Source organism: Paenibacillus sp. FSL K6-4396 (assembly GCF_038002525.1).
Lineage (GTDB): Bacteria > Bacillota > Bacilli > Paenibacillales > Paenibacillaceae > Paenibacillus > Paenibacillus amylolyticus_B.
Genome location: NZ_JBBOCR010000001.1, coordinates 87,313 through 109,040, shown reverse-complemented (window position 1 = coordinate 109,040; position 21,728 = coordinate 87,313). Strand labels below are relative to the sequence as shown.

The 21,728-nt window shown below is 47.0% G+C and carries 20 protein-coding genes, 1 tRNA gene and 2 rRNA genes; 6 read left to right on the top strand and 17 right to left on the bottom strand.

The annotated features are described in order from the left end of the window. Nucleotides 1–33 precede the first annotated feature (33 nt). Both MHB85_RS00525 and MHB85_RS00520 read left to right on the top strand, forming a co-directional pair. Nucleotides 34–528 (top strand): GNAT family N-acetyltransferase, encoded by a 495-nt coding sequence (locus tag MHB85_RS00525; protein ID WP_091020204.1) that lies wholly within the window; start codon nt 34–36, stop codon nt 526–528. A gap of 150 nt (nt 529–678) precedes the next feature. After that, nucleotides 679–1,035 carry a c-type cytochrome gene (locus MHB85_RS00520; RefSeq protein WP_036607288.1) on the top strand — a complete coding sequence of 119 codons (357 nt, stop codon included), beginning with the start codon at nt 679–681 and terminating at the stop codon, nt 1,033–1,035. A gap of 74 nt (nt 1,036–1,109) precedes the next feature. On the opposite strand, the gene rbsK is transcribed toward MHB85_RS00520, so the two are convergent. The 4 genes from rbsK to MHB85_RS00500 all read right to left on the bottom strand — a co-directional run bounded on the left by rbsK (nt 1,110) and on the right by MHB85_RS00500 (nt 2,978). After that, the gene (gene rbsK, locus MHB85_RS00515; protein ID WP_091020206.1) at nt 1,110–2,093 is read right to left on the bottom strand and encodes a ribokinase; all 984 of its coding nucleotides are present in this window, start codon (nt 2,091–2,093) and stop codon (nt 1,110–1,112) included. A 44-nt stretch (nt 2,094–2,137) separates the two neighbouring features. Then, nucleotides 2,138–2,434, bottom strand: coding sequence for a 4a-hydroxytetrahydrobiopterin dehydratase (locus tag MHB85_RS00510; protein ID WP_017691315.1), 297 nt, complete (start codon nt 2,432–2,434; stop codon nt 2,138–2,140). A gap of 30 nt (nt 2,435–2,464) precedes the next feature. After that, nucleotides 2,465–2,620 (bottom strand): hypothetical protein, encoded by a 156-nt coding sequence (locus MHB85_RS00505; protein ID WP_341072228.1) that lies wholly within the window; start codon nt 2,618–2,620, stop codon nt 2,465–2,467. A gap of 64 nt (nt 2,621–2,684) precedes the next feature. After that, nucleotides 2,685–2,978, bottom strand: coding sequence for a hypothetical protein (locus MHB85_RS00500; RefSeq protein WP_091020207.1), 294 nt, complete (start codon nt 2,976–2,978; stop codon nt 2,685–2,687). 233 nt (nt 2,979–3,211) lie between these two features. Here MHB85_RS00500 and motA point away from each other — a divergent pair, with 233 nt between their 5' ends. Beyond that, entirely contained in the window at nt 3,212–4,012 is an 801-nt protein-coding gene (motA, locus tag MHB85_RS00495; protein ID WP_017691317.1) for a flagellar motor stator protein MotA, read from the top strand. Then, nucleotides 3,999–4,817 (top strand): flagellar motor protein MotB, encoded by an 819-nt coding sequence (gene motB / locus MHB85_RS00490; RefSeq protein WP_091020209.1) that lies wholly within the window; start codon nt 3,999–4,001, stop codon nt 4,815–4,817. The genes motA and motB overlap by 14 nt, the downstream gene beginning before the upstream one ends. Before the next feature lie 196 nt (nt 4,818–5,013). Here the strand turns inward: motB and MHB85_RS00485 are convergent, their stop codons facing one another. Further along, nucleotides 5,014–5,715 carry a pseudouridine synthase gene (locus MHB85_RS00485; RefSeq protein ID WP_091020211.1) on the bottom strand — a complete coding sequence of 234 codons (702 nt, stop codon included), beginning with the start codon at nt 5,713–5,715 and terminating at the stop codon, nt 5,014–5,016. Between the two features lie 18 nt (nt 5,716–5,733). Then, nucleotides 5,734–8,073: an ATP-binding protein gene (locus MHB85_RS00480; RefSeq protein ID WP_192136413.1), complete on the bottom strand. Its 2,340-nt coding sequence runs from the start codon at nt 8,071–8,073 to the stop codon at nt 5,734–5,736. 332 nt (nt 8,074–8,405) lie between these two features. On the opposite strand from MHB85_RS00480, the gene tadA reads away from it, so the two are divergent. Continuing rightward, on the top strand, nt 8,406–8,912 hold the full coding sequence (gene tadA, locus MHB85_RS00475; RefSeq protein ID WP_091020213.1) for a tRNA adenosine(34) deaminase TadA: 507 nt from the start codon (nt 8,406–8,408) through the stop codon (nt 8,910–8,912). A 43-nt stretch (nt 8,913–8,955) separates the two neighbouring features. Then, nucleotides 8,956–9,525 (top strand): GNAT family N-acetyltransferase, encoded by a 570-nt coding sequence (locus MHB85_RS00470; protein ID WP_192136412.1) that lies wholly within the window; start codon nt 8,956–8,958, stop codon nt 9,523–9,525. Between the two features lie 260 nt (nt 9,526–9,785). Here MHB85_RS00470 and MHB85_RS00465 read toward each other — a convergent pair whose 3' ends face one another. The 11 genes from MHB85_RS00465 to MHB85_RS00415 form a co-directional block, all read right to left on the bottom strand. Beyond that, nucleotides 9,786–10,880 (bottom strand): hypothetical protein, encoded by a 1,095-nt coding sequence (locus tag MHB85_RS00465; RefSeq protein WP_047841148.1) that lies wholly within the window; start codon nt 10,878–10,880, stop codon nt 9,786–9,788. Between the two features lie 233 nt (nt 10,881–11,113). Further along, complete coding sequence (locus tag MHB85_RS00460; RefSeq protein WP_091020216.1) at nt 11,114–11,266, bottom strand: small acid-soluble spore protein P; 153 nt, start codon at nt 11,264–11,266, stop codon at nt 11,114–11,116. 21 nt (nt 11,267–11,287) lie between these two features. Beyond that, nucleotides 11,288–11,464 (bottom strand): hypothetical protein, encoded by a 177-nt coding sequence (locus MHB85_RS00455; protein ID WP_017691325.1) that lies wholly within the window; start codon nt 11,462–11,464, stop codon nt 11,288–11,290. 29 nt (nt 11,465–11,493) lie between these two features. Beyond that, nucleotides 11,494–11,832: a hypothetical protein gene (locus MHB85_RS00450; protein ID WP_036607297.1), complete on the bottom strand. Its 339-nt coding sequence runs from the start codon at nt 11,830–11,832 to the stop codon at nt 11,494–11,496. A gap of 191 nt (nt 11,833–12,023) precedes the next feature. Beyond that, a tRNA-Ser gene (locus MHB85_RS00445) sits at nt 12,024–12,112 on the bottom strand. A 198-nt stretch (nt 12,113–12,310) separates the two neighbouring features. After that, on the bottom strand, nt 12,311–13,594 hold the full coding sequence (gene serS / locus MHB85_RS00440) for a serine--tRNA ligase (RefSeq protein ID WP_091020218.1): 1,284 nt from the start codon (nt 13,592–13,594) through the stop codon (nt 12,311–12,313). 274 nt (nt 13,595–13,868) lie between these two features. Then, nucleotides 13,869–14,459, bottom strand: coding sequence for a pyridoxal 5'-phosphate synthase glutaminase subunit PdxT (gene pdxT / locus MHB85_RS00435; RefSeq protein WP_036671585.1), 591 nt, complete (start codon nt 14,457–14,459; stop codon nt 13,869–13,871). A gap of 217 nt (nt 14,460–14,676) precedes the next feature. Continuing rightward, nucleotides 14,677–16,065: a D-alanyl-D-alanine carboxypeptidase family protein gene (locus MHB85_RS00430; protein ID WP_341072227.1), complete on the bottom strand. Its 1,389-nt coding sequence runs from the start codon at nt 16,063–16,065 to the stop codon at nt 14,677–14,679. Between the two features lie 418 nt (nt 16,066–16,483). Continuing rightward, on the bottom strand, nt 16,484–17,941 hold the full coding sequence (gene guaB / locus MHB85_RS00425; RefSeq protein WP_036607306.1) for an IMP dehydrogenase: 1,458 nt from the start codon (nt 17,939–17,941) through the stop codon (nt 16,484–16,486). Between the two features lie 367 nt (nt 17,942–18,308). After that, nucleotides 18,309–18,425: ribosomal RNA gene (rrf, locus tag MHB85_RS00420) — 5S ribosomal RNA — on the bottom strand. 79 nt (nt 18,426–18,504) lie between these two features. Then, a 23S ribosomal RNA gene (locus tag MHB85_RS00415) occupies nt 18,505–21,432 on the bottom strand. Nucleotides 21,433–21,728: the final 296 nt, after the last annotated feature.

Sequence of the window (21,728 nt, the reverse complement as noted above, 5' to 3'; positions counted from 1 at the left end):
AGTTCTGTTTCAAGGAAAGGAGCATGCAAGTGTATGAAGGAAGCCCCTGTGACGTTTCACGTTGTACCCATGCGAGAAGAACATGCGGAGCTCATCTGCAGTTGGCAGTATGATCCGCCTTACAATATCTACAGCTGGCTCCCCTGGGAGCAGATGAAAGCTCTGGAAGTGGAATTCGGAGATGCACAGCTGCGACAGGAGCAATATGCAATCGTCCTGGATCAGAACGATCGTATATGTGGATTTGCTCAATACTTCCCACTTCAAGGGGTAACCCGGATTGGCCTCGGCATGCATCCAGAGCTGTGTGGTCAGGGTCAAGGGACAGCTTTTGTCACGGCCATTGTACAGGAAGCCATTCGCCGAAATCCGAAGAATGAGATCGATCTGGAAGTGCTCACTTGGAATGCTCGTGCCATTCAAGTCTATCTGAAGAGTGGATTTGTCACCCAGGATACATACGAACGACAGACCCCAAGCGGCTTAAAGCCCTTTCACTGTATGGTTTATGAAGGGCCTCGTGATTAGAATCTCTTGCAAAACAACTAAATTTGCGCCTTGTTATGTGATTAGTTCAAAATTTTCCCACAAAATGCTATGATGTCAGTACAGGTTCCGTTATAATGATATGGATAGTTTTAGGTTAGATGATCTTTCATTCTGGAGGGGACATAAGGGATGCACAAATGGATCATGAGCGGAGTATTTTTTGCAGCATGCGCTTTAGCTATTGTTTTAATGTTTACGCTTCCAGGGAAAGAAGAAGTGGCTGAAGAAGCCAAGCCAACCATGCCGGAAGTCACATTGGATGCCGGACAGGCTGAAGCACTGGTCAAAGCCAATTGTATCTCCTGTCACGGGGATCAGCTGCAAGGTGGCGTAGGACCTGCTCTGGCAAACATCGGCAGCCAGGATGATCTGGAGAAGATCTATTCTACGATTGTCAAAGGTAAAGGTGGCATGCCTTCCTTCAAGGGCAAGCTGCAAGATGAAGAGATTGCAAATATCGCCATGTGGCTTTCAGAGAAGAAATAATCTCTGCACACGCATAACAAAGAGGCCCTTAATCCCCTTTTCGGAGAGTAAGAGCCTCTTTGTTGTATCAATTATTAAGCCTTTGCCGCATGCTCGTCCAGAAAGGCCTCCACTTCACGTGCGAACGGCATCCCGGACTGGGCGCCGAGCTTCGTCACGGATAACGCGGCCGCACCCATGGCAAAGCCTACGGCCGCGTCCAACGTCTCACCGCGCGCGAGGGCTACCGCCAGCGCGCCATTGAAGCAATCGCCAGCGCCGGTCGTATCGACGGCGCTTACGGCGTAGCCGGGCGCACGGCATGCGCCGGCACGCCCTGCTTGTACGCGGCCACCAGGCGCTGCCGCGTACACAGCCCCCTCGGGGCCGAGCGTCGTGACGACAGCGGCCCCGAGGGATGCGGCGAGCTCTGCGACCGCCGCATCCAGGTCTTCCGGCCGGAGATGATCTCGGCCGGTAAGCACGGCAAGCTCACTGCGGTTCGGCGTGACAACGTCGACGCACCGCAGGAGCTCCTGGGGCAGACCCGGCACCGCGGGAGCCGGGTTGAGCACCACCAGTGCGCTGCCTTCAGCCGCCAGTTGGGCGGCGCGGGTAACCGCTGGCAGCGGGATCTCCAGCTGCAGCAGCACCGCTGCGGCTGCAGTCAGGCTTTTTACCGTATCCGCCTCTTCCAGCATCTCAGGCACCACTTGCCCATTTGCACCAGGAATAACGATAATCCGGTTGTCTCCCCGAGAGAGCCAGATGGAAGCCGTCCCTGTAACCGTGTCTTCCAAGATGCGAACCTGCGAGGCATCTGCACCACTTTCCGTCAGACTGTGCAGCAGACGTTCGCCAAAACCGTCCGATCCCACCGCACCAATCATCGTAGTCTGTCCACCCAGACGCGCAGCGGCAACAGCCTGGTTCGCCCCTTTGCCACCAGCGAGATAATGCAGCTCCTCACCGCTCACTGTCTCTCCCTCTTCCGGAATCGTGTCTGTCTTCACCACAAGATCCATATTGAGACTGCCTACGACAGCAATAAGAGGTTGTTTCTGATTATAGTCTGACATATATAGTTCACTCACTTCTGGCCGCGTGATAATAACCGACCTCGTTATTGCGACCTCATTTTGTCATAAGCTTCGTTATATTGCCCTGCTTCCTTGATATCTACAGATGTGATACCACCCGCATCCCATGATGTGAGACGCAGCGTAACCGTTGTATAATCAATCGTAATAAAAGGATGATGATTGAATGCTTCCGAGATCGCAGCGACCTCATCCACAAATGCAATCCCTTTCATGTAGTTGGAGAACACGAATTTACGTACAATCCACCGTCCCTCTTCCAGTTCCCAGCCTTCCAGCCTTCCCAGATGAGCTTCGACTTCCTCTTGCGAAAAAACCATGCGTTATCTTCCTCCCCATAGGATGGTACATTACAGACGTGAGTCCGTATAACCACCGACACCTTCGGCGCTATCAACAGCAGCCTCAAAGGCCAGGCTCACCGCCATGCGGTTGGCCCATTTCACGACTAACATCTTACCACGGACAAGCTTCAAAATCCAATCAACTACGTGGCTTAGAACCAATAACCATAAGGCTTTGAGGGAAATTCCAATTCCATTTAGACCCCTGAAAATGCATGTGAACACACTAAATTAAAGGTACAAATGTCAACTCTTCTTCCCCGATCAAAATATGAATGCGGTGCTGTTCCTTATCATGGATGACCACGCCACTTCCAACCGGAATAACGGACTCCTCGCCCAGCGCATAGAACAAATCCTCCGCCAACGCCTCATCCACTTCAAGTTGGTCAGATGCAGCCAGTCTATCCCACTCTTCCGCGTCCATTTCAAAGAAAACATACCGATCCGGTATGCGTCCGATTGCCGTTGTCAGATCTGTCAAAATTCCTTCATAATCCCGTCCATGCTTTACGCCCATTGGCTTTTCACTCCTATTCGGCCCCTGAGGAGCGGATTTGATCTTATTATACCTGAAAATAGCCCTTAAAAAAAAAGGCCTTCTGGTCGATAAATACATATATGACCGTTTTAACTGTTTTAGCAACCGTAAGGAATGCCTAACATTGAACGGATTGCGGCCAAAAATTCGTCCGGAAGCCCGAATACAGCCGCTTGAAAGGATTCAATTTTATCTCATGGATGAGGTGTATGATGAACATTTCAACGATTATTGGACTAGTTTTTGGTCTGGTCTCCCTTGTACTCGGTATGTTCCTGAAGGGTGCGCCCTTAATCAACCTGGTTAACAATCCGGCAGCCTACGTTATTATCTTTGTAGGTACGGCAGGAACCATTTTTATTGCATTTCCTATGTCAGAAGTTAAGAAAATCCCTAAGCTTTTCGGGATTATTTTCAAAAATCAAGTACTAATTGATCGAGTGTCTCTGATCGGCACGTTTATGGATTGGGCTTCCACTACCCGTCGTGAAGGTTTGCTTGCACTGGAATCAAAAGTAGAAGAGATTGACGATCAGTTCCTTCGTGGCGGTATGCGTATGATTATCGACGGCAACGATCAGGAATTTGTAAGTGATGTACTGATGGAAGATATTCATGCTACAGAGGAGCGCCACCGCGGCGGTGCCTTGATCTTCGCCCAGGCGGGGATGTACGCGCCAACGCTCGGGGTTCTCGGGGCCGTTGTAGGTCTCATCGCAGCACTTGCCGATCTCAGTGACATGGAGAAACTCTCCCATGCGATTGCGGCAGCATTTATCGCAACACTCCTTGGTATATTTAGTGGTTACGTGTTATGGCACCCGATGTCTAACAAGCTGAAGCGGATGTCCAAGCAAGAAATGGAGATCAAGCTGATGATGGTTGAAGGATTGTTATCCATACAATCCGGTGTATCCACCATTGCCATCAACCAAAAGTTATCCGTATTCCTGACACCTTCCGAACGTAAACAACTGGAAGAGAAGGAGGGATCATCAGGTGAAAAAGGCTAAAAAGCACGAACCACATGAAGAACATATAGACGAGAGCTGGTTGCTTCCCTATTCTGACTTGATGACCTTGTTGCTTGCCCTGTTTATCACGTTGTTCTCCATGAGTTCACTCGATGCAGCCAAGTTCGAGCAGATGGCTTCCGCGCTAAGCAGTGCATTGAATGGAGGCTCCGGTGTTCTGGATCATACGTCCATGAATCCAGATACGCCAGGTGCCGATCTGGGTAAGAACAAACAGGAACCTACAGAAATCACCAAAAAAACACCAGCTCAGATTACGGATGCACAGATGGCTCAAAAAGAGCAGGAAGATCTGGAGAAGCTCAAGAAACGGCTTGACCAGTATATATCGAAGAACGGCCTTTCGGACCAGCTGAACACCAAGCTGAATCAGTCTGAATTGAAAATCACCATCAGTGATAACGCCCTGTTCTCCTCAGGGCGAGCAGATGTGAAGCCTGAATCACGATCCCTAGCCAAAGCCATTTCAAGCATGCTGCAAGAGTTTCCTGAATACGAAGTGGTTGTATCCGGTCATACCGATAATATTCCCATTTCGAACAACCAATATAAGGATAACTGGGATCTGAGTGCAGACCGTGCGCTCAACTTCCTGAAAATCCTGTTGCTGAACACACAATTGGACCCTTCCAAATTCACACCAAGTGGTTATGGAGAGTATCACCCGGTTGCCAGTAACGACACCAACGCCGGACGGGCACAGAATCGCCGCGTAGAGGTATCTATCATTCGGAAGTATCAAAGTAACAATACAAATGTAAAAGCCGTTGGCGGAGGAAACTAGAGGCCTGCAGCGATTCATTAACCAAAGACCGTTCTCCAGGTACAAGGAGAACGGTCTTTGGGGTTTATATAAGACTTATGCCTGGTTCATCTACATATTTCCGTACTATTTGACCAGCTTTCTCTACACCAAAAAGCCCTGCGCTCCTTTTCGGAAAGCAGGGCTTCAATCAGTTAATTAGTCGAACTCAAATCAACTATTCCAGTGAATAGTCCAACAGACCGCCCAACTCCGCTTTTTCAGCAGGGGTAAGCTCTCTCCATGAACCTGTCGCCATTTCTCCAAGATGGATGTTCATGATCCGAATGCGCTTCAACTTACGAACCTCGTAACCAAAGGCACTACACATCCGCCGAATCTGACGGTTCTTTCCTTCAGTCAGGATGATACGGAATACTCGATCCGTCATCCGGGTCACTGTACAAGGCAGGGTCATTTCACCCAGGATCTTCACCCCAGTGCTCATGCCTCTAAGGAAACTCGGGGTTACAGATCGATCAACAGTAACGATGTACTCTTTCTCATGGCGCCCTTCTGATCTAAGAATCCGGTTAACGATATCACCATCATTGGTCATCAGGATCAGACCTTCTGAGTCCTTATCCAGGCGCCCAATTGGAAAGATACGTTCATCGTGCCCGACAAAATCAACGATATTCCCCTGAATATGTTGCTCGGTTGTACTTGTGATCCCGATCGGTTTATTCAGCGCGATATATACGTGTTTTCTCTTTTCCTTGATCGGCTTGCCATTAATTCGTACATCGTCGCCTTCTTCTGCCTGACTGCCCAGTTCAGCCTTAACTCCATTAATGGTTACCAGCCCACGATCCACCAACTTGTCGGCTTCACGCCGGGAGCAATAACCTGTTTCACTAATAAATTTATTAATACGCAAAAGGTAATCTCACCTCATCTATTTCTCTTCATCTGTAAGTGTGTCATCTGTTACTTGATCTACCTCAATAACCTCCGGTTGTTGCTCGGATGCAGGCAGTTCAATAATAACCGTTGTTCCCTTGTTCATGACGCTTTTAATATCCATCATGCCCTTATGTGATTGAATAATGCGCTGACTGACCATCAGGCCAAGCCCTGTTCCAGACTCTTTATTCGTAAAGAAAGGCTCCCCAAGCTTGGGCATCATCTCTTCCGGGATACCGATCCCTTCATCCCTGATCTCAATTCTGACGCGTTTCGACTGTTCGTCATGCTTGAGCTTGATGTGGATGCTTCCTCCATTTGGCATGGCCTCCATACCATTTTTCAGCAAATTGATGAATACCTGCTTCAACTGGTTCTCTTCACAGTGTACCATAGCCGAATCGGATGAGGCACGCAGTACAAATTCTACACCATGCAGATGCGCCTGACTATCCAGTAACGAGATGACATCGCCAAGAATAAAACGAATATCCCGATTCTGAAAATGAACCGCCTGCGGTTTCGCCAGAATCAGAAATTCACCAACAATAAGGTTGATGCGATCCAACTCTGATAACATCAGATCCAGATGACGATGATTCAGCTTGTTGCTCTCTTGCTGTAACTGCAGGAATCCGCGCAGCGTGGTCAGTGGATTACGAATCTCATGTGCCACACCTGCTGCAAGCTGACCCACGGTTGTAAGCTTCTCAGAGCGTCTGAGTAGCTCTTCCATCCGATTACGACTTGTAATATCCCTGGAGACACTTATGAGCGCAGTAATCTCTCCAGCTTCGTCTCTTACCGGAGCCGTACTGACACTGACCTCTACCCTAGTCCCGTCTTTCTTCATCCAGGTGGTTTCGTTAGACGTAATGGACATCCCTTCAACGAGTTGGGCATGCTGGCGTTTCATTTCTTCTTCTGCCTCTGGCGGGATGATCTTCAGATTACGACCTTCCACCTCACGACTTCGAAAACCATATAATTGTTCAAATGCCCGGTTAACCCGCAGAACTTTCCCTTCAAGATCCGTAATGTGAATGGCATCCGCAGTCTGATTGATAATGGACTCCAGATGTTCTTTCACCGCCCGATTCTCTTCATACATCTGTTTCAGACGGCTCGTATAATGGCCCAGATTACGTATCATGGCATTAATACGATTGGCCAGTTGGCCAAGTTCATCCTTCCTCCGTACTTTCAGACGGAAATCAAAGTGCCCGTCCGCTACATCATTCACTTTGCCCAGTATGGATTGGATCGGACGTGTAATATACCCTGCGAGCAAATAGCTGCCAAAGATCACAATCTCCAGCAAAACCAACGATATGGAGGCATGACTCACCAACTGCTCAGATACCATGGAGGATATTTGCTTATAGTCCATGACAATACTGATCACATAGGAAGACTGATTGGGTGTGAAAATGGGAATAAAACTCTTCAGTACCTTCTGTTCGTGCGTTTCACTGACAAAAGATACATTTTGCCCTGTTCGAATGGCGCGCACCACAGCACGATGATCCTCATCCGTAGAACCATACTGGTATGTACCAAAACGAATCGGTCTGTTATTCAACTTGCTATAGTTAGAATCTCTTCCGTCATCACCCATGTTCGGGCTGCCAAAAGTCAACGGATTGATGCCTGTAATCTCCAGAATGGAGGGATTGACCTCACGAATTTTATTTAAAATCTCATCCGGACTAGAGATTTTCACATAGTCATCAACTTCCGTATTATTATAGAAGGGATTGATTATGTAGTTTCTCTTTCCATCATGGTAGTAGCCCCAGATATCAATATCGGAAGGACTGGATGTCGAGTATTCGAATCCATCTGACCAGAAATGCTCCAACTTCTGCCCTTGGGGAATCGTCACCTGTTGTTTTTCAAACAACTGCTTAAAGGCCTGATACCAATAAGTCATGGATTTGGTGGACAGCCCGATTTCTCTCGGATCTGAGGAGCGGCTAACAACGATGTCATCATCCGTCTGCTCCATTAACGAAATATGTGAGACGCCGACCTTTTGGCTCAAGCGTACAAGTTCTTCATTTGTGATATTATTAATATCCGGGTCCAATTCTTCCGCTGCCATGACAGCAGCAAGCCACAGATTGTTTCCAATCTGCCGTTTTACATAATCCGAACTGTATTGATTCTGTTCGACAGCAATTGCAATCTGCTTTGCAGTGAGCACCATCTTGGTTTCACTGTCCTGCCTCAGATTCTCTTCTGTAGTATAATAACTCAGTGCGATATTCAACACTAAAATAACGAGCACTGAGCACGACATAATCATGGATAATTTCGTTTTAATAGACAAGTTTTTTTGTTCACCTCTCGGCTTGTACCCTCTGGCGATATATGGCAAAACCTATCTCCATCATAACGCTTGTATGTCTTTTTGAAAAGGATAATTGACCTGTGTCCAAAAGTTACCGAATGACTGAAAAGCTCGAAATTCGTTGTTTTTTGCATTTTCGAACTCTACAATGAAATTAATCACTGTATTTATCCACATACCCACAGGCTTGTGGATAGTTTGTTTATAACTATGTGAGCAGCTACAAGGTTATCCACAATTCTATGCACAACATGTTAACAACCCGAATATTTGTTCGCTGAATAAACGATTTTGGAAGGAGTTATATAGTAATGACTGACCATTTTCTTCCGACCGATCTTGCGCATTTATCTGAGGAAGCTCAGCATGAGCACTGGATGCGGGAGGCCATTGCCGAGGCCTACAAAGCTGAGGCTCTTGGGGAAGTGCCGATTGGAGCTGTAATCGTACAAAATAACCAAATCATTGGTCGAGGATACAATCTGCGTGAAACTACGCTGGATTCCACCGCCCATGCAGAGATGGTGGCTATCCGTCAGGCCAGCGAGACCATTGGGGCTTGGCGTTTATTGGATTGTTCCCTGTACGTCACACTGGAACCTTGTCCGATGTGTGCAGGTGCAATTGTACAATCCAGAGTTCCCCGCGTCATCTATGGTACGGCTGATCCCAAGGCAGGCTGTGCAGGTACACTGATGAATCTGCTACAGGAGCCTCGTTTTAACCATCGCACGGAGGTGATCCCGGATATCCTCCAGCCTGAATGCTCCACGATGCTAACTCAATTTTTCAGAAGTCTGCGCCAAAAGTTAAAGTAGTCCCCGACTACAAACATCCCAATTAGAAAGGAAGTATGCTGCAATGGCACTAACACTCTATGATACAGCCAATGGCATAAGCCTTCGGTTGCTCACATCTCAGGATACACAATCCTATCTGGACCTGATTCAGGTTACACGTGTCCCCTATCAAGCTGTAGAACCCGTGCGGGAGAATGATTTTTATACACTGGATGTTCAGACTCGGCGGATTGAGGATCGGGTCAGGGCAGCAGAAGATGGTACAGGATATCAATTTGGAATCTATACCATTAAAGACAGCCTGTTGATTGGACAAGTAAGTATCAACAATGTCGTATTGGGCGTTGCCAATTATGCGGATATGGGTTACTTTATCCATCCGGATTATCAGGGTGGCGGACGAATGACAGCAGCGGTTAAACTGGCCGTAGCTTATGGCTTCCGTGCACTGAAGTTAAATCGGATTCAGGCTGCGGTACTACCCACCAACAAAGGTTCGCAACGCGTATTAGAGAAGAATGGATTCCAGTTTGAAGGTACGGCTCGCAAATACCTCAAGATCAATGGCAAGTATCAGGATCATCAGATCTATGCTGTACTTGCTGAAGACTTGGATGAACTTGCGGATTAATTAATTTAGAAGCTCCACCACAGAGCTGTCTGTATTCCCAATTCAAGACGATACAAATTCAATATTCAAAGCCGCACTACCCTAGTTATGTAGGAGAGAGTGCGGTTTTATTTGTATGTCCCCAGCCATAATTCAAAATCAAAGATCAATCATTCTGCGGATATCCCCTCTTATGCTGTCTAACATAAAAAAACCGCCTGTATCCAAGCGGAAGAAGATTATCCTTCACTTGAATCACAGACGGTTTGAACTCAGCGAGATTAGTATCCGTATGAAGCGTTCATCAATTCTTCGAACTCTTGCATAGTAATTACGTCATCGCCAGTAGGGATGTTGATTTTGAATGCTGCTTTTTCGTTAATCTTGGTGTACGTATTGGAACCGGTAAATGCCAATTTCACTTCGTCTTTTGTACCTTCTGGCTTGATCAGCACATCAGCGACCATCTTTTGATATACAGGGAAGTCGTTTTTGTCCAATGCGAAATCGATGTTGAATTGGTTAATTGTCAGAACATCTTTCAATTTATCCAAGTCTTTAGCCATTTCAGCCTGATCTGCTTCAGTGATCTTCAGATCTTCTTTAGCTTTGTCGATATCAGCCTGATCCATTTGCAGCATTTCACGATATTCCTCTTTGGACAGAATATCCAATACTTTAGGCATAGCTTTTGTTACCAGTACAGTAACTGCTTCTTTAACATTGTCATTATTCACCGAGAATTGTACAACTTGCTTCGCATCTACACCTTCAGGAAGTTTTGCATCTTTGGTGTCTAGATTTTTGAAGAATTTAGCTTGATCGTACTCGCTCAGCACTGCGTCCATAACTTCGTTGCTCAGCTTTTGCGTTTTGGCTGCGTCCATAGCATCCGGGTTCCATTCCGTACCCTCTTGCTCAGCCAGTTCTTTCAGGTCAAGTTCCAGGAATTTGCCTACAACGTTCTCCGGAATCGGGAAGAACGGAATATTCGGCACTTTCACATAGAGTTTCTCTGCCGTCATCACCATTGGGATGTTAAAGGTCATCCCCATGTCGCCTTTAAGTTCGATGCCAAGAGTCATCTCTGTCTGCATTGGCTCACTTTGGTATACACCCGTTACATTCAACTGAGCATCCTTCAGCATGCTCATAAACTGAGTCATAGTAGGATCAGTTTGTGAAGCATCCCCAGGTTTATAGCTCAATTCATTAATTGTAAAGTTGGAACTCATCTCATACGAAGTTAATTTGGAAGCATTGGCTGCAGCCGTCTTCAATGCCTCTTTTGGTTCCTGCTTGCTGCTACATGCTGTCAATGCCATAGATACGGTTAACAGCAACGTAAGAAGAAGCGCCCCCATACGTTTAGTCATTTTTGTCTCTCCTCTCGTGATAACCCCAAAAAAGTAATTCAATATCAATGATATACCATATCACCAGATACCGAAACCTAATTTGGGAAAAATGTGATCTTTCCTCTTTAAAATGGCTACAAAGACCTATGTCAGCTTTGGGAATAACCATGTGCCTGTCTTTATATATGTATGAATACGCAAAAGCCCCCTGTTAGGTAACAAGGGACTTTTGCGTGATTTGGTTTCTTCTATTAACCTTGGGGGTTCAAATGATCCACATGATTTTGATTTTTCACTTTTTTGGAACCGGATAATGGTTCCTGCATGGAAGTGCGTTTGGATGAATGATGATGCTGTTCGGATGCTTGCGCTTCCGGTACGGGAATTGTTTTTGGTTTGCTCATATTATTGCCCCCTCATCATTGTTAGGAATGGGATGGGTCCCTATCTTCCGTTTTGTCATGATTCAGTGCATCCTGATGACGGCGATCATTAATATCTTGCTGAATTTGCTGGGCATGATGACTGTTTACGGCAGGTTGCTCCAGATCATCGACTACATTTTGCAGGTTTTTGTCTACTCCCGCTTTGGCTTTAGTCAATTGATTTCACTCCTTCAGATTTCAGGCTATTATCTCGTCTGTGATTGTAACGACTGGGCGCATTCATGAATGTGCCGTGTATAATCGTGAGCCAGTTCCTGAATCGGTTCTGTACGCTCATCCGTCGTCCGTCCATCCCGTTCCACATCAATCAGCTGTACGCTGACTTCACGGGAATCGACATATGCACATTTGAAATCAAAAGAGTACATCTCGTGCCCTGCTGTAGCAATGTGTATCCGAATCGCCTGCTGATCGGCTTCATCGGCCATTACCTGAGCCTGGTCTCCAACATTCAGGACTTGAGGCAAACGTTCTTGCCAAGCCCCTACAAGCTCTGTCTGATCGATGTTTAACTCGCGGTTCATCTTACCACCTCCACTCCTATAAAGTGCGGCGATGAAGATGTTTTTATACATGTTAGCCCTATTCTAAATAAACGTTGTACTGTGCAACGTATATGTCGGTTACCAACCTGTATGCTCACTACGCCGGACAAACTCACAACGCAAAAAAGGACCCGAGCGAAATCGCTCGAATCCTTGTTATAAGTGTAGTATGGCGGAGAGGGTGGGATTCGAACCCACGTGGAGTTGCCCCCTAACGGTTTTCAAGACCGCCCCGTTATGACCGCTTCGGTACCTCTCCAGGGAAATTAACTTTTATAAACTTGCCACGAAAAGTATCATACCACATCTCGACATTATAATGCAACCTTTTTATATTAAAAATGATGATCCCGTATCAGACAACTGCTTCAGTTATACAAAACACTCCAATCCGCCATTCCAAAATGACGGATTGAATTTGTATTCCCTTTGATGAGGAAGGTTAGCTAACTCTTACTTAAGAGCGATGTGCAATCACACTTGCACCGCCCATATAAGGACGTAATGCTTCAGGAATGACAACCGTACCATCTTCCTGTTGATAGTTCTCCAGGATAGCAGCTACCGTCCGTCCAACGGCCAATCCTGACCCGTTCAATGTATGAACAAATTCCGGTTTGGCTTTTGGCTCTCTGCGGAAACGGATATTGGCACGACGTGCCTGGAAGTCTTCACAGTTGGAGCACGAAGAAATCTCACGATAAGTGTCGCTCTCAGGCAACCATACTTCAATATCATACGTTTTAGCTGAAGTGAAGCCCATATCTGCCGTGCACAAAGTCAGGACGCGATACGGCAAGCCCAACAATTGAAGCACACGCTCCGCATTTTGAGTCATTTGCTCCAGCTCTTCATATGAAGTCTCCGGAGTAGAGAGCTTGAGCAGCTCTACTTTGTTGAATTGATGCTGACGAATCAAGCCGCGTGTATCCCGTCCAGCTGAACCGGCTTCAGAACGGAAACAAGAGCTGTATGCCACGAAGTGCTTCGGCAATTGATCTACATTCAGAATCTCTTCGCGATGATAGTTCGTTACCGGAACTTCAGCAGTAGGAATCAGATAATATTCGGTATCTTTCAACTTGAACAGATCTTCTTCAAACTTGGGCAGTTGACCTGTTCCAAACAAGCTATCCCGATTAACGATGTATGGAGGCAGAATCTCTTCATATCCATGTTGATCGCTGTGAAGATCCATCATGAAGTTAATCAATGCACGTTCCAGACGTGCGCCTAATCCTTTATAAAAGGTAAAACGTGAACCTGTTACTTTGGCAGCCGCTTCAAAATCAAGAATATCGAGATCCTGCGCAATTTCCCAGTGTGCTTTTGGTGCAAAAGTAAATGACTTCGGCTCTTCCCAACGACGAATCTCAACATTGTCGTCTTCAGAAGCTCCAATTGGTACGCTTTCGTTAGGAATATTAGGAATCGCCATTGTGAGATCATTGATCTTTACTTCCAGTTCCCGAACTTCCTCGTCCATGGCTTTGATTCGATCAGAGACTTCACGCATCTCCACAATCAGATCATCAGCATTCTCACGATTCTTCTTCAGTCTAGCAACTTCCGCGGAGACTGTATTCCGACGACTCTTCAGTGTTTCACTCTCTTGAAGCAACTCCCGACGCTTGGCATCCATCTCGGTAAATCCAGCGATAAGATCCAGCGATTTGCCACGTTTAGTCAACGCTTCTTCTACACGTGCATACTCATTCCGCAATATTTTCACATCAAGCACGATATACCCCTCCTAAATAACCTCACAACGTGAAGCCTTATGTTAAATCCATTCTCAGAACTCTATTGTATACACCTTACTATATACTTATCGGAACCTGTAACCCAAAAAACAACCTATATCCCCCTTGTCACCCTCCGCTGCGATTCCCGCTATGAAGCAGATACAGGCAACATCAAGGCATCCGTTCAGATGCAACTGCCAACCAGTGGCCTTACACGGCCTCTGGGGAAGTGATCCGATGACCGGGAGATCATAGGTTGTACATCATGCATTATTTAGAGTCTACCGTGTGTTTGTAGGATCTGGCCATGTCTACAAAATAAGTATGCAGACGATAGTCATCCGTCAATTCCGGATGGTAGGAGCAAGCCAACAAATGTCCCTGACGAGCCGTAACAATCTCATCCTTGTATGTGGAGAGAACCTCCACCTGGTCTCCGACACTCTCAATCAAGGGCGCCCGTATAAATACAGCCCTTACCGTTTCCTCAATACCTTTGACTGGCAAATCCGTCTCAAAACTCTCTCTCTGCCGTCCAAATGCATTTCGGGATACTGTCATATCCATTAGCTCCAAATGAGCTTCTTCTTGCCCTGCAATGTGTTTAGCCATAACGATCAAGCCAGCACAGGTACCAAATACCGGTTTGCCCTCAGCAGCAAACGCCCGAATGGCATCCATAAACCCATACTTGCGCATCAGTTTACCGATCGTCGTGCTTTCCCCACCAGGAAGGATAAGACCATCCAAGTCTTCCAATTGCTGAACCTGTTTGATAGCTATACCTTCTGCTCCAGCACGTTCAATACTTCGAATATGCTCTGTGACAGCTCCTTGAAGTGCTAAAACGCCGATCTTCATACGCTCATTCCCCTTCTCTTACCAGCCACGATCTTGCATACGGTAAACGAACATTGTACTTTTTCACTTCATCATACGTGAATTCTAACTTGATATTTTACCGGAAAAATTGTAAATATACAATCCATCCGGTCGGAATAACTTGTATTTTGTCAATGATATGACCATGTAAGCAATAAAATCATGATCATACTCTTTCCATGAAGTCTGCTAAGGGTTAGAACAAGTTTTTGATTCCGTCAAAAAGATCCACGAAGAAATCCTTCACGGCACGGAAGAACAAACGGAACCATCCGCCTTTTTCAGCCTCTTCAGCAGTGATCAAGTTCACTGTTTTTTCCTGTGGCTCAATTCCATCTGCTTTATACGTGTACGTTACTGTACCAACCTTTGTACCTGCCTTGAGTGGTGCTACCAACTTGTCAGCCTCAGTTACGTTGGCTTTGAACGTCACATCCAGGTTCTGAGTACCTTTGGGTACAACGAAACTTACCGCATTATCTGTTACAACAGGAACGGTTGTTTCTTTCCCTTTTTTCAAAGGTACCGCTTCCCAGCCCGTCACTTTGGTCTTGCCTGCAACAGCCTGTTTCACTTCAAAGTTGTTAAATCCATAGTCCAATACCTTTTTAGTTTCTCTGAAACGTGCGGATTCCGAATCTGTGCCCATAACGACACTAATTAGACGCATACCGTTACGTTCTGCTGTACCTGTAAAGTTATTACCTGCGTTCGTGGTATGGCCTGTTTTCATTCCATCCAGACCTTCATAGGCATAGCTTTTGAAATTGGTTATATTTTCATTCGCTTCCAGCATCCAGTTGTAATTGATAATTGGAGCTTTATCATTGGGACGGAACTTATAGGATTGAATCGTTGTGAAATCTTTGTAGTCCGGGTGATCCATGATGATATATCGGCATAGAATTGCAGCATCCAGAGCGGACATCACCGTTTCCTTGTCTTCAGCTGGGCGGAAATCAGCAGGCATATCTGCTCGGTCGAGACCGGAAGAGTTGATGAAGAAGGTATCCTTCATGCCCATACGCTTCGCTTCATCATTCATCATTTTCACGAAAGCTTCTTCCGAACCAGCAACATGTTCAGCCAAAGCAACCGTAGCATCATTGGCAGAGCCAACAGCCATTGCAATATAGAGATCCTTAACTGTGTGCTGGTCACCTTCCGCGAGGAAAATTCGCGACCCGATACTTTGTGCAGCATTCTTTTTAACAGTTACAATATCGTCCCAGCCGAATTTACCTTGTTTGACCTGTTCTGCGACAATGTACTCTGTCATCATCTTGGTCATACTTGCAGGTGGCATCGCTTTATCCGCATCGACATTTAGTAGAATCTGTCCCGTTGATGCTTCCATTAGCACCGCTGATCTAACCTCAAGCCCAAGTGAGTCTACCCCAGGCACCTGTACGGCTTTCTCCGTCTTCGTTGTTGTTGCCGCAGCAGTTAGAACCTGACCGGAGTTATCCGCAGCAGCCATGACCGGCATGACTGCAGACATGCAAAGCATGTTAATTAGCATTACCGAGGCTACGCTCTTTTTGAGCATTTGGCGTTTCTTTTTATTCATGTGTTTGGCTTTCAATGATGAATACTCCCTTCGATCCAAAGCATTGTTAATTGCTTCAGTGCAGCTTATGCTGCGATTTTCTTGTTCCCCAACCTGCGTGTTTGATGTATGAGATGTGTGCTATATGCGCTGTATCGAACGAGCAATATTATTGCTCCTAAAGTTCGTTATCGATTGTCACTTAGTCCGCATTTTCCAAATGCTTATGTAAAAAAGGACGTCCGCGCTTCTGTTTAACTGGCAGCCTTTTCTGGCACTGCATTTGCTTTTCAAAAGCATGTTCATAGATTCACGTCAAATAGCCGCCGCAACGCCTTAATCCACCCTTGGATCGTCACCGCTTGTTCTATTCTATCACAGGGGTATCTGCAAAAAAAGACAGACCCGGTGAAAATCACCGAGCCTGCCCTGGAAATAATTAACTCTCTTCAGATTACAACGAGTAGTTAGGTGCTTCTTTGGTAATCTGTACATCATGGGGATGACTTTCGCGAAGTCCCGCACCTGTAATTCGGATAAAGCCTGTATCGTTACGAAGTTGCTCCAAGTTACTTGTACCACAGTATCCCATACCCGAACGCAGACCACCAATCAGTTGGTGGATCGTATCAGACAATGGTCCTTTGTAAGCGACACGACCTTCGATTCCTTCCGGAACCAGTTTCTTGTCATCATCTTGGAAGTAACGATCTTTACTACCTTGTTTCATTGCAGCCATTGAACCCATACCGCGGTATACTTTGTAGCTACGTCCTTGGAAGATTTCAGTTTCCCCCGGGCTTTCCGCTGTGCCGGCAAACAAACTTCCCAGCATCACCGCGTGTGCGCCTGCAGCCAGTGCCTTCGTAATTTCACCAGAATATTTAATTCCGCCATCCGCGATAATCGGAACTCCATATTCGCGTGCCACTGTTGCACAATCGTACACTGCAGTTACTTGAGGTACACCAATACCAGCAATAACACGTGTTGTACAAATCGAACCTGGACCAATACCCACTTTGACTACCGAAGCCCCTGCTTCGATCAGGTCACGAGTGGCAGCGCCAGTAGCGACGTTACCTGCAACGATGGTCAGGCTAGGGAAACGTTCGCGAAGCTGACGTACAGCTTCAATGATATTGATGTGGTGTCCGTGAGCCGAGTCTACCGTAATCAGGTCGACACCAGCTTGTACCAAAGCATCTGCACGTTCAAATGTATCTTTGGAAATACCAATTGCTGCACCAACCAACAAACGTCCTTGAGCGTCTTTGGCTGCATGAGGGAATTGAATGGCTTTCTCAATATCTTTAATCGTGATAAGACCTTTCAACGTGTTTGTCTCATCAACTAATGGAAGTTTCTCAATCTTGTGCTTCTGAAGGATACCTTCAGCTTCTTGCAGTGTAGTGCCAACAGGAGCGGTAACCAGATTCTCATGAGTCATGACTTCGCTAATTTTGATGCCGTAATCATGGATAAAACGCAAATCGCGATTAGTCAAAATACCAACCAGCTTCTGATCTCCTTCAATAATAGGTACACCAGAGATCCGATATTTCGCCATTACTGCTTCCGCATCAGATACCAGATGATCTGCCGTCAGTGAGAATGGATTCGTAATAACACCACTCTCCGAACGTTTAACACGATCTACTTCTTCTGCCTGTTGTTCAACTGACATATTTTTATGGATAATACCGATGCCGCCTTCACGTGCAATGGCAATAGCCAATGTCGCTTCAGTTACTGTATCCATACCCGCACTGATCAAAGGGATATTTAGCTTTACAGTATCGCTCAAACGAATAGATACATCTACTTCTTTAGGCAGTGTCTCGGATTTCCGTGGCACTAGCAATACATCATCAAAGGTGAGGCCTTCCTTACCAAATTTATCTTCCCACACGCAAGTGTTCCTCCTTATGTTTGCTCAGCTTTACGGTCCAAAACCCGAAGATTCCAGGCTGTATTTTACGCCGAAAATACGTTTTCTGAAAAATTTATTATTGCCATCTTAGCAAAGCGATATTTAGACTGTCAAGGAAAAGTACTTGGTTATATCAGGTGTATTGCCTGATGAACACAACTGTTTTTCCAGAGCGGACAAGTCTATTTATTACGCAAAAAAACGTCAATTCGTATCGAATAACGTTAATTTTATACATCCTATTGTGCTGATAAATTACCAAATTCAATCTGTATTTCAATCCCAAACTGCTTAATAAATCTATATAATAAAAACCACCACCGAATAACATCGGCAGTGGTTCTTCGCTTGGCGGCGTCCTACTCTCCCAGGACCCTGCGGTCCAAGTACCATCGGCGCTAGAGGGCTTAACGGTCGTGTTCGGGATGGGTACGTGTGGAACCCCTCCGCCATCGCCACCAAACGCATAGCTGTGCTTACATTTCAGAGATCGTTCTCTGAAAACTAGATTCGAAACGAAACCTGCGAATTATCACTTGCTATTGGATAAGCCCTCGACCGATTAGTACTGGTCAGCTCCATGCATTGCTGCACTTCCACCCCCAGCCTATCTACCTCGTCGTCTTCAAGGGGTCTTACATACTGGGAAATCTCATCTTGAGGGGGGCTTCACGCTTAGATGCTTTCAGCGTTTATCCCGTCCGTACATAGCTACCCAGCGGTGCTCCTGGCGGAACAACTGGTACACCAGCGGTACGTCCATCCCGGTCCTCTCGTACTAAGGACAGCTCCTCTCAAATTTCCTACGCCCACGACAGATAGGGACCGAACTGTCTCACGACGTTCTGAACCCAGCTCGCGTACCGCTTTAATGGGCGAACAGCCCAACCCTTGGGACCTACTTCAGCCCCAGGATGCGATGAGCCGACATCGAGGTGCCAAACCTCCCCGTCGATGTGGACTCTTGGGGGAGATAAGCCTGTTATCCCCAGGGTAGCTTTTATCCGTTGAGCGATGGCCCTTCCATGCGGTACCACCGGATCACTAAGCCCGACTTTCGTCCCTGCTCGACTTGTAGGTCTCGCAGTCAAGCTCCCTTATGCCTTTGCACTCTTCGAATGATTTCCAACCATTCTGAGGGAACCTTTGGGCGCCTCCGTTACTCTTTAGGAGGCGACCGCCCCAGTCAAACTGCCCACCTGACACTGTCCCCGCACCGGATTACGGTACCAGGTTAGAACCTAGATACGATCAGGGTGGTATCCCAACGTTGCCTCCACAGAAGCTGGCGCTCCTGCTTCAAAGGCTCCCACCTATCCTGTACAGATCGTACCCAAATTCAATATCAAGCTGCAGTAAAGCTCCATGGGGTCTTTCCGTCTTGTCGCGGGTAACCTGCATCTTCACAGGTATTAAAATTTCACCGGATCTCTCGTTGAGACAGCGCCCAAGTCGTTACGCCATTCGTGCGGGTCAGAATTTACCTGACAAGGAATTTCGCTACCTTAGGACCGTTATAGTTACGGCCGCCGTTTACTGGGGCTTCGGTTCACAGCTTCGGGATTACTCCCTAACCACTCCCCTTAACCTTCCAGCACCGGGCAGGCGTCAGCCCGTATACTTCGCCTTACGGCTTCGCACAGACCTGTGTTTTTGCTAAACAGTCGCTTGGGCCTTTTCACTGCGGCCCCCTCGTGCTATTCACACTACCGGGGCACCCCTTCTCCCGAAGTTACGGGGTCATTTTGCCGAGTTCCTTAACGAGAGTTCTTCCGCGCGCCTTAGAATACTCTTCTCGCCTACCTGTGTCGGTTTGCGGTACGGGCACCTTCACCTGGCTAGAGGCTTTTCTTGGCAGTGTGAGATCATGACCTTCGCTACTACAATTTTCGCTCCCCATCACAGCTCAGCCTTACAATGTGCGGATTTGCCTACACATCAGCCTTACTGCTTAGACGGACATCCATCAGTCCGCGTCACTACCCTACTGCGTCCCCCCATTGCTCATAACGGCTTACGGTGGTACAGGAATTTCGACCTGTTGTCCTTCGACTACGCCTTTCGGCCTCGCCTTAGGTCCCGACTTACCCTGAGCGGACGAGCCTTCCTCAGGAACCCTTAGGCTTTCGGCGGATCAGATTCTCACTGATCTTTTCGTTACTCATACCGGCATTCTCACTTGTATAATGTCCAGCGCTCCTTACGGTACACCTTCAACCCTTATACAACGCTCCCCTACCCCTGATGCAAAGCATCAAGCCATAGCTTCGGTGGTGTGTTTAGCCCCGTTACATTTTCGGCGCAGAGTCACTCGACCAGTGAGCTATTACGCACTCTTTCAATGGTGGCTGCTTCTAAGCCAACATCCTGGTTGTCTGTGCAACTCCACATCCTTTCCCACTTAACACACACTTGGGGACCTTAGCTGATGGTCTGGGCTGTTTCCCTTTTGACAATGGATCTTAGCACTCACTGTCTGACTCCCGGAAGTAAGTCTATGGCATTCGGAGTTTGACTGAGCTTGGTAACCCTTGCGGGCCCCGCACCCAATCAGTGCTCTACCTCCACGACTCTGTTTTCCGAGGCTAGCCCTAAAGCTATTTCGGGGAGAACCAGCTATCTCCGAGTTCGATTGGAATTTCTCCGCTACCCCCACCTCATCCCCGCATTTTTCAACATGCGTGGGTTCGGGCCTCCAGTGCGTGTTACCGCACCTTCACCCTGGACAGGGGTAGATCACCCGGTTTCGGGTCTACGTCCACGTACTAAGTCGCCCTATTCAGACTCGCTTTCGCTGCGGCTCCGGCTCTTCACCTTAACCTTGCACGGGAACGTAACTCGCCGGTTCATTCTACAAAAGGCACGCCATCACCCCTAAAACGGGCTCTGACTTTTTGTAAGCACACGGTTTCAGGTTCTATTTCACTCCCCTTCCGGGGTGCTTTTCACCTTTCCCTCACGGTACTGCTTCACTATCGGTCGCTAGGAAGTATTTAGCCTTGGCAGATGGTCCTGCCGGATTCATACGGGGTTTCACGTGCCCCGCACTACTCGGGATCCGTCTCGGAGGGAACAGACTTTCAACTACAGGGCTTTTACCTTCTTTGGCGGGCCTTTCCAGACCTCTTCGCTTAACCGGTTCCTTTGTAACTCCATGTGAGACGTCCCACAACCCCAAAGAGCAAGCTCTCTGGTTTGGGCTTCTCCGCGTTCGCTCGCCGCTACTGACGGAATCACTATTGTTTTCTCTTCCTCAGGGTACTTAGATGTTTCAGTTCCCCTGGTATGCCTCTGCACAACCTATGTATTCAGTTGTGAGTAACTGGAAATTACCCCAGCTGGGTTTCCCCATTCGGACACCCCCGGATCAAAGCTTGCTTACAGCTCCCCGAGGCAGTTTCGTTGTTCGCCACGTCCTTCATCGGCTCCTAGCGCCTAGGCATCCTCCGTGTGCTCTTAGTAGCTTAACCAGTTTGCTCCGGTTTTGGCTGCTCGCTTCCCTTGTTTTGGACTACGTCCAAAGCCAAAAGTCACTCCCATCCAATACCATCGCAAAAGCAATTAAGTACCAATTTATTAAACTTGTTTAACACAAGTTCAGCTAAAAAGGAATGTTCTAATTCGCGTTTGTTTCGTTTCGATATCTAGTTTTCAAAGAACAAGCTCCATGCAAAAGCAAGCTGTTTTGAGAGTTTGAGCTCTCAAAACCGAACAACGAGTGAGTTGCTTGTGCTCTTCATTTCATCCACACCGAAGTGATGGACCA